The sequence below is a fragment of the Leifsonia sp. Root227 genome (assembly GCF_001428745.1).
Taxonomy (GTDB): domain Bacteria; phylum Actinomycetota; class Actinomycetes; order Actinomycetales; family Microbacteriaceae; genus Leifsonia.
In genome coordinates this window covers 691,352-704,126 of the sequence record NZ_LMIO01000004.1, presented here as the reverse complement: position 1 = coordinate 704,126, position 12,775 = coordinate 691,352, and the positions used below count along the sequence as shown (strand labels likewise).

Below are 12,775 nucleotides of genomic sequence, written 5' to 3'. Positions count from 1 at the left end.
GTTGACGTTACGTCAAGGTCAAGCGGCGATCAACGCTTGGCGCGTGCGGGGACCTTCTTGGTCTCGGACGCCGGTGTGGCGGCGGGCGGAGCCTGCTCGGCCGACCCGGAGCCCTTCGCCGCGGGCGGCTGCCCGGCAGAAGCCGGTGTCCCGTGCGCGCGGGTGTGCCCGTGCTGCTTGGAGGCCGGTTCGAGCGGCCTGCGCGCGACAGGGCGCATCGGCTCTCCACGGCGGTCCTGACCGGGGAGCGGGCGGGAGCGGCGGCCGTAGATGAGCGACGACGAGTCGAGCAGCCACGGCACGAGCGCGACGGTCACGCCGTGACACAGCAGCAACTGCTGGCGGATGCGCCTTGCCCTGTGGTTGTGCAGCAACGACTCCCACCAGTGGCCGACGATGTACTGCGGCAGATACACGGTGACGACCTCGGAGCCGTGCTCCTCGCGCCGGTGCTTCAGGTACTTGATCAGCGGGTGGCCGAACTCGCGGTACGGCGACTCGATGATGGTCAGCGGCACGTGGATGTTCTGCTGGATCCACTGCTGCTGCAGCTTCTCCGTCGACTCCTCGTCGACCGCGACGTGCACGGCTTCGATCGAGTCGTGGCGCGCGGCGATGGCGTAGTCGAGGGCCTTGAGCGCCGGCTTCTGCATCTTGCCGACGAGCACGATGGCGTGGTCGCCCCTGCTGCCGAACGTGGTGACGGGGTCGACCTCGATCTCCTTCTCCACATCCCGGTAGTAGCGGTTCACGCCGAGCATGAGCAGCCACAGGATGGGCATGAAGATGAACACGAGGTACGCGCCGTGGGTGAACTTCGTGATCGTGACCACGATGAGCACGACGGCGGTGAGGAACGCGCCGAACGCGTTGATGCAGAGGCTGCGGACGATGCTGGACCGCTCACTCGGCGCGACCGTACCGGACCGCAGCAGCGTGATCCAGTGCTTGACCATCCCGGACTGCCCGAGGGTGAACGAGACGAACACGCCGATGATGTACAGCTGGATGAGCTGGGTGAGGTTGGCCTGATAGACGAGCAGCAGGGCGGTGGCGGCCAGCGCCAGCAGGATCATGCCGTTCGAGTACACGAGGCGGTCGCCGCGGGTGTTCAGCGACTTGGGGGCGTACGAATCGCGGGCGAGCACGGAGCCGAGCAGCGGGAAGCCGTTGAACGCGGTGTTCGCCGCGAGCAGCAGGACCACAGCCGTCGCCGCCTGCACGATGAAGAACAGGATGGTGTTGTTGCCGAACGTCGCCGCAGCGATCTGCGCGATGAGACTGCGCTGCGGCTCGGTGGCGCACTGGGCCCAGCCCTGCAGGTCGCAGGGGTTCTCGGCGTAATGCACTCCACTGATCAGCGCGACCGTGGTCAGCCCGGCGAACAGGACGATCGCGATGCCGCCCATCAGCGCGAGGGTCTTGCGGGCGTTCTTGATCTTGGGGGTGCGGAAGGCGGGGACACCATTGGCCACGGCTTCCACACCGGTCAGGGCGGAGCATCCACTGGAGAAGGCGCGCAGCAGCAGGAGCACCATCGCCGCCTGCGTGAGGCTGCTGGCGTGCACCTGGAAGTTGGCCGACTCGGCGATGGGGGCGTCCCCGAACGCCGTGCGGACCAGTGCGGTCACGATCATCACGAAGATGCTGCCGATGAAGAGGTACGTCGGGATGGCGAACGCTTTGCTCGACTCCCGCACACCGCGCAGGTTCACGGCGGCGATGATGACGACGAAGAGCACCGCGAGCTCGACCCGCCAGTTCGACAGGAACGGCAGGGCGGAGATGATGTTGTCGACACCGGATGCGACGGACACGGCCACGGTGAGCACGTAGTCGACCAGCAGCGCGGACGCGACGACGAGCCCGGCCTTCTCACCGAGGTTCTTGTGCGCGACCTCGTAGTCTCCGCCGCCGGACGGGTACGCCTTGACGAGCTGACGGTAGCTGAGGACCACGGTGATGAGGAGGACCACGACGGCCGCTGCGACCCACGGAGCGAAGCTCAGGAACGCGAGCCCGCCGATGAGCAGGATCATCAGGAGTTCCTGCGGGGCGTACGCGACACTCGACAGTGCGTCGGAGGCGAAGATGGGTAGGGCGAGGTGCTTCGGGAGTAGCTGTCCTTCGAGCTTTTCGCTCGGAAGCGGGTCGCCGATCAACCACCGCTTCGGGGATCTCCCCTCATTTGTCACGAGGGTCGAGAATACTCGCTGCGAAACCACTGTCAAGTCGGCGCGTCGCGGCCCGCGGAGTATGCGGATCTGCAAAGGATGGAGCTTGTCTTCACGGCGTCCCGAAACGCGTTCAAAACTCGCGGAAACACGCCGGAAATACGGAAAGCGCGCCCGCACCTGAGTGTCGGACGCGCTTTCGCTGTGTGTGGCTGTGCCTGGTGCGCCGGCGGCGTGTCGTCGAATGCTCTCAGCCGCTGCCCAGCCGCGGCGCGCATCCCCCGGTTTCTCACGCTTGCCGCCTGCGGGGTGCGCGCGCTCAGCGGCGCGAGAACGCCTCCAAGACGGATGCACGCACCCTGGCGAGCTCGGATTTGAGCTGCGGGACGACCCCATCCGGCAGCACCCCGCGCGCCGCCTGCGACCGGAAGTCGGTGCGGAGCTGCTGACGGAAGTCGTTCAGCACCGCCTCGGCTTCGCGCGCGGCTGCGTTGGCAGCCTGCCGCGCATCCCGGCCGGCGTCGCGCGCATCCCTGGCTCCGTCCCGGATGTCCCGCACGTCGACGCGAGGACCGCGGCTGGCCTCGCGCGCGGCAGAGGCCAGGTCGGCGCGCAGCGAACGCATGGCGTCGTTGACCCCGGCCCTGACCTCGTCGGCGAGACGGCGCACGGAGTCGGTGACCTCGTCCTCGATGGCGTCGAGCTCGTGCTCCCGCTCCGCCAGTTCGGCTCGTCCGGCGTCGGTGATCGCGTAGACGGTCTTCCTGCCGTCGACCGCCTTGGTCACCAGGCCCTCCTCCTCGAGCTTCGCGAGCCGAGGATAGATGGTGCCGGCGCTCGGACTGTACGTGCCGCCGAACCGGTCGCTGAGCGCCTGGATCAGCTCGTAGCCGTGCTTGGGCGACTCGGCCAGGAGGCTCAGCAGGTAGAGGCGCAGACTCCCGTGCGCGAAGACGGGGCTCACGCCGACGCCCCGTCCTGGCCGGCGGGAGCGGAGGTCGCGCCGGACGGCGCACTGGACGGCGCACTGGACGGCGCACTGCGGAGGACGTAGACGTTGCCGGACACCGAGTTGGCGTTGACGTCGACCCAGGTGCCGTCGAGCGAGCCTTCCGTCCCTTGGTATGTCTTGCCCGGCATACCGTGGATGATGGTGTTGTCGAGCTGGACCTTGCCGGAGACGGTGTTCACCCGGTAGCGGGCGCCGAGGGCCTCCGGGATGCGGATGGTCAGGTCGCCGGAGACCGAGTTGCTCGCGATCGCGTCCGGCGTGCCGACGATGTCGAGCATCGTGTTGCCGGAGACGCTGTCGACCGTGAACTTGGGGATGGACCCGGATGCGGTCACGTCGCCGGACACGGTGTGCGCGAAGATGCGGCCGGTGTGGCCGCGGGCGGAGAGCTCGCCGCTGACGCTGTTGAGCTCGATGTCGCCGGTGAGCCCGTCGACCACGAGGTCGCCGGAGACTGTGCTGAGCTTGGCGTCGGTGTGGAGGCCGGCGACGAGCGCTGTCGCGGAGATGACGCCGAGCTTCAGGGCGACGTCGCGGGGGACGAGGACGCTGACCTCGGCCTTGGCGTTGGACCGCATCGACTTGAAGACCTCGATGAAGTTGTCCCAGCGAAGCTGCGGGTGGTCGATCTCGAGGCGGTCGCCGTCGAGCGTGATCTTGAGGTCGCGGCCGGAGACCGAGTGGACCTCGACCCGCGCTCCCTGCTCGTCGTGCCCGATGATGTCGACCTGTCCTGCGATGAATCCGGCTTTGAGCGTCCGGACGAGCTCGATGTCGATGGTCTTGCTCTCGCCCGGCTGGATCAGCCACTTGTCCTGCGTCATGGTGCGTGCTCCTGTGTTCGTTCCGGGCTGTGGATGCGGCCCGTGTTCTCTGGTGCCGCGCGGTGGCGGACCCTCGGTGATCGCGATATATCGCGTTGTTGACAAGGTCACGATATATCGCGTTTGCGCGAGATGCAAGAGGGAGGGGCAAAAGACCTGCGGATTCAGGGTCGGGTCAGGGGAAACCCTGGGCGCTGGGACGGTCGCGCCGGGGCGCGTCCCGTCTCCGTCTCACAGGAGAACCGAGGCGCCGCGCCGACGTGCACTCCGTCCGGACGGAGAACGCGGATGGAAGCGTGCGCGAACTCCGTTCGGGCGCAGGTGGCGCGCGGCGAGCGCGCGGCGGCGCGCGTCAGCGACGGCGCGGGCGCTGCAGCCAGGGGTGCAGGAGACGCGTGACGAAGGGGAGCAGCAGGTACGTCATCGTCGGCGTCAGGCAGAGCGTGGTGATCAGCACTGTGGCCGGGATCCAGAGCTGGTGCCAGAAGGGGATGAACGTGGTGACCAGGAACGTGAACAGCAGGGACAGCGGGAAGAAGCCGAGCCAGATCGTCACCGCCTGCTTCCAGCGCGGCGGCGCGACCGGGATGGGGCGGGCGCCCACATCGAGCGGGTCGGGTTCGCCCGCGACGGCGTCCTGCGGCTGATCGAACCAGCCCTCGATGCCCGTTCGCCGCTCGACCCTGGCGAGCTCGACCAGTTCGCGGCCGTCGAACAGCCAGGCTGCTCGGTCCTCCGAGCCCTCCCAGACGTCGAGGGCGGCGGCGTCCGCGAAGCGGTAGAGCATGTGCCACTCGTCGGAGTCGTGACCAGCGCGCACCCACCCGGAGCCGAGGAAGCCCTCATAGGTGTTGGCGATGTTGACGCCGGACTGCACCCAGCGGGTCACATCCGGCAGTCGGGTGCTGTCGACGCGGCGGGTGATCGAGACGGTGACGGGAAGGCGACGCGCTTGTGGCGCATCCAGCAGAGACTCTTGTGGAGGCATACCTCCAGTGTCGCCGACAGAGCGTTACAAACGCATTTCAGGATGCTGCGACGTCGCCGCGCGCCCTGTCCCGCGCCGCCGCGATCACGGTCGGCCCGTCGCGCACCACCAGGCGCGGGGCGACCAGCCTGTGCATCGGGTCCGCCGTCGCCGACCCTGGATGCACGCGGCCGCCGTGCGTGCCCGTCAGCAGGTCGAGCACGCCGGCCGCCACCTCGTCGAGCGGCTGCTCGACGCTCGAGAAGCCGAGGGACGCCGCGACCGGGGTGTTGTCGTAACCGACCACCTGGATGCGGCCGGCCGTCGCCATCAGCGCACCGAGGGCGAGCGAGTCGCTGGCGCAGACCACCGCATCCACGGTGCCCGCTGAGCGTTCGAGGCGGCGCATCGCGTCCGCGCCGAAGGTGACGCCGTCTTCCGCGTCGGCTTCGAGGGAGGCGATCTTGTCGTCGGAGAGGCCACTGCCGTCCCGCATCGCCTCCAGCCAGCCGCGGCGGCGATCGTCTCCCGTGCCTGAGCCGCTCGGCCAGCCGACGTATCCGATGCGACGCGCGCCGGTGCCGAGCAGGTAGCGGGTGGCGTCGCGGAGGCCGGACGAGCCGTCGACGTCGACCCAGAGGTGCTGCGGGTCCGTCATGTCGTCGATGCCCCACGGCCGCCCGAATGTGACGAACGACTGGCCGTGCTCGATCAGCCACTCGGTGCGCGGGTCGCCGTGGAAGGTGGAGGTGAGCACGAACGCATCCACGTCCGCCCCTTCGCTGAGACGGCGGAACTGCTCGATCTCGTCCTCCGGTCCGGACGCCGTGAAGAGGAGGACGCGCAGGTTCATCCGGTCGGCCTGCTCGGTGAGGGCGTGAAGGAAGCGATCCAGGATGCTGCCGGAGATGCCGTCCGTGGTGATCGGGTCGAGGCGGATGCCGATGGTGGAGCTCTTCTGGGTGCGCAGCCGCCTGGCGGAGGCGTGCGGGCGGTAGCCCAGTTCGGTGATCGCCGCCTGGACGCGCTCCCTGGTCTCCGGGCGCACGAGCTGCGGGGAGTTGAGGACGTTGGAGACGGTCTGGCGGGAGACGCCGGCGATGTCTGCGACATCGCTGACCGTGGGCTGTGCACCCATGTCTCTCCTCTCCGTCGACTGGATAAGACCCTAGCGCGGGGTCCGCTTGACACGTCGCGGGGCCCATGGTTATCTTGGCAGCACCCCGATTTGATCGTTCAAAACATAACTTAGCAGCACAAAATATGATCGATCAAACCCGCCGTACCGACCAGAGGAGGTCCGATGCCAGCGCCGATCGCGCCGCGTCCCTCCCTCCCGTCCGCACGCACCCGCACCGCGCATGACTCGTGCCCAACCGACGGTGCAGCACCCGCGCACCGCACCGTTCGCACGAACGCTCTCCCCGCGCCCACGACTTCGCCGACGTAACCCCTGTGTGTCCGATGACGGGCACACTCACACCAAGGAGAAAACAATGCAACGACCAACACACCGGTGGCTCGCCGGCGGCGCTGTCGCCGTCGCGACCGCCCTTGCCCTCACCGCCTGCGGCTCCGGCTTCAGCGGCAGCGGGAGCAGCGACGGGGCTTCCGGCAAGCTCACGTCGTCCGACAAAGCTCTGACCGTCATGATCGGCTCGTCAGGCGACGCAGAGACCGCCGCGGTCAAGTCGGCCGTGTCCGACTGGTCCACGAGCGACGGCACCAAGGCGTCGGTGATCGCCGCCAGCGACCTCAACCAGCAGCTCTCGCAGGGCTTCGCGGCGAAGAAGCCTGCCGATGTCTTCTACCTGTCCACGGATGCGCTGGCCGGGTACGCGTCCAACGGCTCGCTCCTCGCGTACGGCGACCAGCTCTCCAACAAGAGCGACTTCTACCCGAGCCTGGTCAAGTCCTTCACATACGACGGCAAGTTCTACTGCGCGCCGAAGGACTTCTCCACGCTGCAGCTCATCATCAACACCGACATGTGGTCGGCTGCCGGCCTCACGGACAGCGACATCCCGAAGACGTGGGATCAGCTCCAGGCCGTCGCGAAGAAGCTGACTGGCGCCGGCCACGTCGGGCTCGGCATCTCCGGCGAGTACGCGCGCATCGGGTCGTTCATGACCCAGGCGGGCGGCAACCTGATGAACGAGGACAGCACCAAGGCGACCGCGAACAGCGACGCGAACGTCAAGGCGCTCGACTACGTGAAGACGCTCCTCAACGACGGCGACCTCAAGTACGCGAAGGACCTCGGCGCAGGCTGGGGCGGCGAGGCGTTCGGCAAGGGTCTCGCCGCGATGACCATCGAGGGCAACTGGATCACCGGCGCCCTCAAGTCGGACTTCCCGAACGTCAAGTACAAGGTCGCAGAGCTCCCAGAGGGTCCGGCGGGCAAGGGCACGCTGCAGTTCACCAACTGCTGGGGCATCGCAGCTGACAGCCCCAACCAGGCCGCAGCGCTGAAGCTCGTCCAGAAGCTGACCAGCAAGGACGACCAGCTCGCCTTCTCCAAGGCGTTCGGCCCGATGCCGTCGATCAAGTCGGCCGCAGACGCGTGGAAGTCGGCCAACCCCGAACTCGTCCCGTTCCTGAGCGCGGCGGATTACGCCAAGGGCGTTCCGACCGCCAAGGGTTCGGCCGACGTGGTCACCGACCTCAACAGCAAGCTGGAATCGCTGGCGACGGGTGACCCGAAGACGATCCTGGATGCGACGCAGAAGAACCTCGAAGCGCTCCTGAAGTAGCGGGAGAGCAGAGAACAATGTCGAAAACCACGAGTCGGTCTCGCCGTTCCGGAATCCGGCGCGGCGAGGCCGCCTCGGGGTGGTTGTTCACCGCCCCGGTCATCATCCTCCTGGGGGTCTTCCTCGTCGTCCCCGTGCTCATGGCACTGTGGGTGAGCTTCTCCGACTGGGGAGGCAGGGGCAGCCCCTTCTCCTCCGGCGTGAACTTCGTCGGCTTCGACAACTACTCGGCGATCCTCTCCGGGGGCGGGCTGGCCGAGCAGGACTTCGGCATGTCCCTGAAGAACAACGCCTGGTACGTGGTTCTCGTGGTCCCCATCCAGACGGCCGTCGCCCTCGGGCTGGCCGTGCTCGTCAACCGGGCGATCCTCCGCGGCCGCGGCTTCTTCCGCACCGCCTTCTACTTCCCCTCGGTCACCAGCTCCGTGGCGATCACGGTGCTCTGGCTGTTCCTGTTCAGCACCAGCGGCGCCGTCAACAAGGTGCTCTCCTGGTTCGGGATCAACGGACCCAACTGGTTCAACGACCCCAGCGGGATCGTCCACAACTTCCTCGCCCTGTTCGGCGTGAAGAACGGCCCGAGCGCTCTCACCCAGAACACCCTGCTCGGCGTCTCCTGGTGGGACTGGCTGGGCGGCCCGTCCGTCGCCATGACCGCGTTCGTCATCATGGCCGTCTTCACCACGAGCGGCACCTTCATGCTGCTCTTCATCGCCGCCCTGCAGAACCTCGGCGGCGACATCACGGAGGCCGCGATGATGGACGGCGCGAACGGCTGGCAGCGCTTCTGGCGCATCACGCTCCCGCAGCTCCGCCCGACCCTGTTCACGGTGCTCACCCTCGGGCTGATCGGCTGCTGGCAGGTCTTCGACGCCATCTACACCGGCACACGAGGCGCACCGGGCAAGACGACGCTGACCCCCGCGTTCCTTTCGTACAAGAGCTCGTTCATCGACCAGGACTGGGGACAGGGCGCGGCCATAGCGTTCATCCTGTTCGTCATCATCGTGGTCTTCACGATCTTCCAGCGCTGGGTGCTGCGCGAGCGCGGCGTCTCCAAGCGCCGGATGCGCCTCTACCAGCCGTCGATCACGGCGGCGGACGAAGCACGCACGGACAGCGCCGACAGCAAGGGAGCCCTCCGATGACCATCGGCCCCACCGCCTCCCAGACGGCGAACACCATCGCGGTCGGCGCGCTCGCCAACGCTCAGCCTCCCGTCAGCCCCCGCAGGCAGCGGTCGACCGGCGTCGTCGTGGCGTCGTCGATCACGTACGCGATCCTCGTCGTCCTCGCGATCATCTACATCGCACCGTTCCTCATCCAGCTCGCCACCTCGTTCAAGACGGATGCGGACGCCACAGCCAATCCGGTGTCGCTGATCCCGGAGACCTGGACGACCGCCGCGTACACGAAGCTGTTCATCAACTCCGACTTCCCCACCTGGTTCAAGAACTCGATCATCGTCACGCTGTTCGTCACAGCGGGACGCGTGTTCTTCAATTCGCTCGCCGGCTACGCTCTCGCCCGCCTGCACTTCCGGGGCCGTGGCGTGGTGTTCGCATCCCTCGTCGCCGTGATGTCCGTTCCCGTCGTCGTGCTGCTCATCCCGAAGTTCCTGGTGATCAACCAGCTCGGCATCTACGACTCGTACGCCGGCATGATCATCCCGCTGCTGACGGATGCGGCCGGCGTCTTCATCATGAAGAACTTCTTCGAGTCCATCCCGGCGAGCGTCGAGGAGCAGGCGCGCATCGACGGCGCGGGCACCTTCCGGGTGTTCTGGTCGATCGTGCTCCCGATGGCGCGCCCTGCGCTCATCACGATCATCATCCTGTCGTTCCAGGGTTCCTGGAACGAGCTGGCGCACTTCATCGTCTCGACGCAGGACCCGTCGCTGACCACCCTCACCAAGGGCGTCGCAGGGCTCGCGAGCGGGCAGCTCAGCCAGGGCAGCCAGTACCCGATCAAGCTCGCGGCTGCCGCCATCATGACCATCCCGGTCGCCGTGCTGTTCTTCGTCTTCCAGCGCCGCATCATGAACAGCAGCGAGGGGGCGGTGAAGGAGTGACCGCCGCCGAACCGACCATCGTCGCGACCTGCGGCGGCCTCATACCAGGAACCTGGACCGACGCCGCGTACGGCCCGCTGATCGAGCACGCGATCGAGCTCGCGCGCGTGTCGGGCCGGCGCCCGAGGGTCGTGCACGTCAACACCGCGGGCGGCGACCAGCGGCAGATCGAGGGGACCGAGCTCGAGGCAGCGCGCCTCGCCGGTGTCGATGCCAGCCACCTGCGCCTGTTCCCGCACCCGAATGTCGACGACGTGCGCGCGCACATCCTCTCCCAGGACGTGGTGTGGGTGAGCGGAGGCAGCCTCGTCAACCTCCTCGCCGTCTGGCGCGCCCACGGCCTGGATGCGGTCTTCCGCGAGGCCTGGCAGGCGGGCGTCGTGCTCGCGGGGGGCTCCGCCGGGGCGCTCTGCTGGCACAGCGGAGGCACGACAGCGTCCTTCGGCCCGCAGATCGACGCCGTGCCTGACGGCCTCGGCCTTCTCTCAGAGTCTCTCGGCGTCCACTACGACTCCGACCCGAACCGCAGGGTCGCCCACCGGGCGGCCGTGGCGGCAGGAACACTGCCGGAGGGCTACGCCCTCGACGAAGGGGTCGGCATCGTCTACGCCGGAACCAGCGTCGTCGACGTGATCGCCGAGCGTGCAGGCCAGTTCGCCTGGCGCGTCGAGCGCGACACCGAGAGCAGGATCACGCCACGCGTGCTCAGCACCACCATCACAGACAACCCCCACTCCGAGGAGGCGTGAACGCCACGATGACCCAGCCGCTCCAACCCCTACTGCACGACAGTGTCGTAGTACTCACCGCTCCCAGCCAGGCCTGGTCGACAGCGGACGGCACCGTCGACGGCCGGGGCATCCACGGCTTCTACCACTCGGATCTCCGGGTGCTCGGCGGCATCGGCCTCACCATCGACGGCGCTCTGCCAGAGCACATCGCGACAGGTTCTCCGGATGCGGCGACCGCCGTCTTCACCTCCCTCGCCCGCGCCATCGACGACCACACCGCCGACCCGCGCGTGCGCATCGACCGCACCAGGCAGGTCGTGGCCGGTTCGCTGGCCGAGACCATCACCGTGCGCAACGCCCTCGCCGAGCCCGTCCACCCCACCATCGAGGTCGCGCTGCGCGCCGACTTCAGCCCGATGCAGGTGGTGAAGGCCGGACTGAGCGGGAGCGAGCATCCCATCGCCGCGATCGCCACCTCTGACGGGGTGACGTTCACCTCCGGCGTCGTCACGGCGACGGTCGTCGCCCCCGCGTCGGAGGTGGCGGTCGACGACGTATCGGCGACCCTCACCTGGTCGGCCGAGATCCCCGCGCGCAGCGCCGCGACCTTCAGCTGGCGCATCGAGGTCGACGACCCGACCGCCGTGGTCGCCGGCGCAGAACCGTCGCCTGACTGGGCGTCCTTCACCGCGGCGACGGGCGACTCGCGCCTCGCCGCCTGGCTGCAGCGCGCCGTGGCCGACCTGCAGGCGCTCCGGATGTCCACCACCGACCGGCCGGAGGACGTCTTCCTCGCCGCCGGCGCCCCCTGGTTCTTCACCCTGTTCGGGCGCGACTCGATCTGGGCGGCCAGGATGCTGCTCCCGCTCGGCACGGACATCGCGGCGTCCACCCTCCGCGTCCTCGCCTCCATGCAGGGCACGCAGACTGTGAACGAGACGGCGGAGCAGCCGGGCAAGATCATGCACGAGCTGCGCCCTGCCGCGCTGACCATCCCCGGCGAGGGCGTCGTGCTGCCCCCGCTCTACTACGGCACCGTGGATGCGACCGCCCTGTGGATCACGCTGCTGCACGACGCGTGGAAGTGGGGCATGCCTGCCAGCGAGGTCGAAGCTCTCCTCCCCCACCTCGAAGCAGCACTCGCGTGGATGCGCGACTACGGCGACAGCGACGGCGACGGCTTCCTCGAATACGTCGACACCACGGGCCACGGCCTCGCCAACCAGGGCTGGAAGGACTCCGGCGACTCCATCCAGTGGCTCGACGGCACCCTCGCGGACGGCCCCATCGCTCTCTGCGAGGTGCAGGCGTACGCCTACGAGGCCGCTGTCGGCGGCGCCGAGCTGCTGGAGGCGTTCGGGCGAGAAGGCGCAGACGCGTGGCGCGCCTGGGCCGCCGACCTGAAGGAGCGGTTCGCCGCGTCGTTCTGGATCGACGACCCCGCCGGTGCGTACCCGGCGATCGCGCTCGACTCCGCCAAGCGCAAGGTCGACACGGTGACGAGCAACATCGGACACCTGCTCGGAACCGGCATCCTCACCGCAGAGCAGTCCGCGCTCGTCGCGCGACGCCTCGCCGGCCCCGAGCTGAACTCCGGGTACGGTCTGCGCACGATGTCGTCGGCATCGGGTGGATACTGGCCGCTCAGCTACCACGGCGGCTCCGTGTGGGCGCACGACACGGCCATCGTCGTCTCCGGGCTCGCCCGCGACGGCCACACCGCGGAGGCGGAGGCGCTGGCGAGCGGACTGCTCGCCGCAGCAGATGGCTTCGACTACCGGATGCCGGAGCTGCACTCCGGCGACGCGGCGACGGACACGGCGACGCCCATCCCGTACCCTGCGGCCTGCCGCCCGCAGGCCTGGTCGGCTGCTGCCGCGGTCGCGGTGCTCGGCGCGCGCCTCGGGCTGCGCGCGGACGCGCAGGCCGGCACCCTCGACGTCGCACCGGTTCCCGGCGTCGGCACCATGGCGGTCTCCGGCCTCCGGTTCGCCGGTGAGCCTGTGGCCATCTCGGTCGACGACGCAGGCGCCGTGACCAGGAGCTGAGCACTCCGCTCCCCCTGTCGAGTGGCCAGGAGGCGCCGCGCATCCCCCATCGCGCGCGGCAGCTCCTGGCCACTTCTCTGTCGGCGCGAAGGCGCCCCGCTCGCCCACGGGCTGTCTCACGAGCCCACCTTCGGCACGCTGCTGCTGTTCCTCGCCCTGTTCGCCTCGGTGTGGTGGTCGTGGGTCAATCTGACC

10 protein-coding genes are annotated in these 12,775 nt (G+C 68.5%); 5 read left to right on the top strand and 5 right to left on the bottom strand.

All coding sequences use genetic code 11. The features are described 5' to 3' along the window. Window positions 1-29: 29 nt before the first annotated feature. The 5 genes from ASE16_RS18160 to ASE16_RS18140 all read right to left on the bottom strand — a co-directional run bounded on the left by ASE16_RS18160 (window position 30) and on the right by ASE16_RS18140 (window position 6,115). Window positions 30-2,162 (bottom strand): APC family permease, encoded by a 2,133-nt coding sequence (locus ASE16_RS18160; RefSeq protein WP_082581566.1) that lies wholly within the window; start codon window positions 2,160-2,162, stop codon window positions 30-32. 331 nt (window positions 2,163-2,493) lie between these two features. After that, window positions 2,494-3,138, bottom strand: a complete 645-nt coding sequence (locus tag ASE16_RS18155) for a PadR family transcriptional regulator (RefSeq protein ID WP_055898421.1) — start codon at window positions 3,136-3,138, stop codon at window positions 2,494-2,496. Further along, complete coding sequence (locus ASE16_RS18150) at window positions 3,135-4,010, bottom strand: DUF4097 family beta strand repeat-containing protein (protein WP_055898418.1); 876 nt, start codon at window positions 4,008-4,010, stop codon at window positions 3,135-3,137. Before ASE16_RS18150 ends, ASE16_RS18155 begins: the two co-directional genes overlap by 4 nt. 352 nt (window positions 4,011-4,362) lie before the next feature. Next, a complete protein-coding gene (locus tag ASE16_RS18145) occupies window positions 4,363-4,998 on the bottom strand; it encodes an antibiotic biosynthesis monooxygenase (RefSeq protein WP_055898415.1) in 636 nt (211 codons plus the stop codon). Between the two features lie 37 nt (window positions 4,999-5,035). Next, window positions 5,036-6,115 (bottom strand): LacI family DNA-binding transcriptional regulator, encoded by a 1,080-nt coding sequence (locus ASE16_RS18140; protein WP_055898412.1) that lies wholly within the window; start codon window positions 6,113-6,115, stop codon window positions 5,036-5,038. 358 nt (window positions 6,116-6,473) lie between these two features. Here ASE16_RS18140 and ASE16_RS18135 point away from each other — a divergent pair, with 358 nt between their 5' ends. From ASE16_RS18135 to ASE16_RS18115, 5 genes are read left to right on the top strand one after another with little or no spacing between them, the layout of a single operon-like run. Then, window positions 6,474-7,730: an extracellular solute-binding protein gene (locus tag ASE16_RS18135; RefSeq protein ID WP_055898408.1), complete on the top strand. Its 1,257-nt coding sequence runs from the start codon at window positions 6,474-6,476 to the stop codon at window positions 7,728-7,730. Between the two features lie 17 nt (window positions 7,731-7,747). After that, on the top strand, window positions 7,748-8,878 hold the full coding sequence (locus tag ASE16_RS18130) for a carbohydrate ABC transporter permease (protein ID WP_055898405.1): 1,131 nt from the start codon (window positions 7,748-7,750) through the stop codon (window positions 8,876-8,878). After that, window positions 8,875-9,801: a carbohydrate ABC transporter permease gene (locus ASE16_RS18125; protein ID WP_055898402.1), complete on the top strand. Its 927-nt coding sequence runs from the start codon at window positions 8,875-8,877 to the stop codon at window positions 9,799-9,801. The genes ASE16_RS18130 and ASE16_RS18125 overlap by 4 nt, the downstream gene beginning before the upstream one ends. Further along, window positions 9,798-10,550: a peptidase E gene (locus ASE16_RS18120; protein WP_055898399.1), complete on the top strand. Its 753-nt coding sequence runs from the start codon at window positions 9,798-9,800 to the stop codon at window positions 10,548-10,550. The genes ASE16_RS18125 and ASE16_RS18120 overlap by 4 nt, the downstream gene beginning before the upstream one ends. Before the next feature lie 8 nt (window positions 10,551-10,558). Then, a complete protein-coding gene (locus tag ASE16_RS18115; RefSeq protein ID WP_055899049.1) occupies window positions 10,559-12,580 on the top strand; it encodes a glycogen debranching N-terminal domain-containing protein in 2,022 nt (673 codons plus the stop codon). The last annotated feature ends 195 nt before the right edge of the window (window positions 12,581-12,775 follow it).

Bases quoted from the DNA above. Each gene is read 5' to 3' on its own strand.
- ASE16_RS18140 (WP_055898412.1), bottom strand. From the start codon at position 6,115: ATGGGTGCACAGCCCACGGTCAGCGATGTCGCAGACATCGCCGGCGTC.
- ASE16_RS18150 (WP_055898418.1), bottom strand. From the start codon at position 4,010: ATGACGCAGGACAAGTGGCTGATCCAGCCGGGCGAGAGCAAGACCATC.
- ASE16_RS18125 (WP_055898402.1), top strand. From the start codon at position 8,875: ATGACCATCGGCCCCACCGCCTCCCAGACGGCGAACACCATCGCGGTC.
- ASE16_RS18135 (WP_055898408.1), top strand. From the start codon at position 6,474: ATGCAACGACCAACACACCGGTGGCTCGCCGGCGGCGCTGTCGCCGTC.
- ASE16_RS18130 (WP_055898405.1), top strand. From the start codon at position 7,748: ATGTCGAAAACCACGAGTCGGTCTCGCCGTTCCGGAATCCGGCGCGGC.
- ASE16_RS18145 (WP_055898415.1), bottom strand. From the start codon at position 4,998: ATGCCTCCACAAGAGTCTCTGCTGGATGCGCCACAAGCGCGTCGCCTT.
- ASE16_RS18115 (WP_055899049.1), top strand. From the start codon at position 10,559: ATGACCCAGCCGCTCCAACCCCTACTGCACGACAGTGTCGTAGTACTC.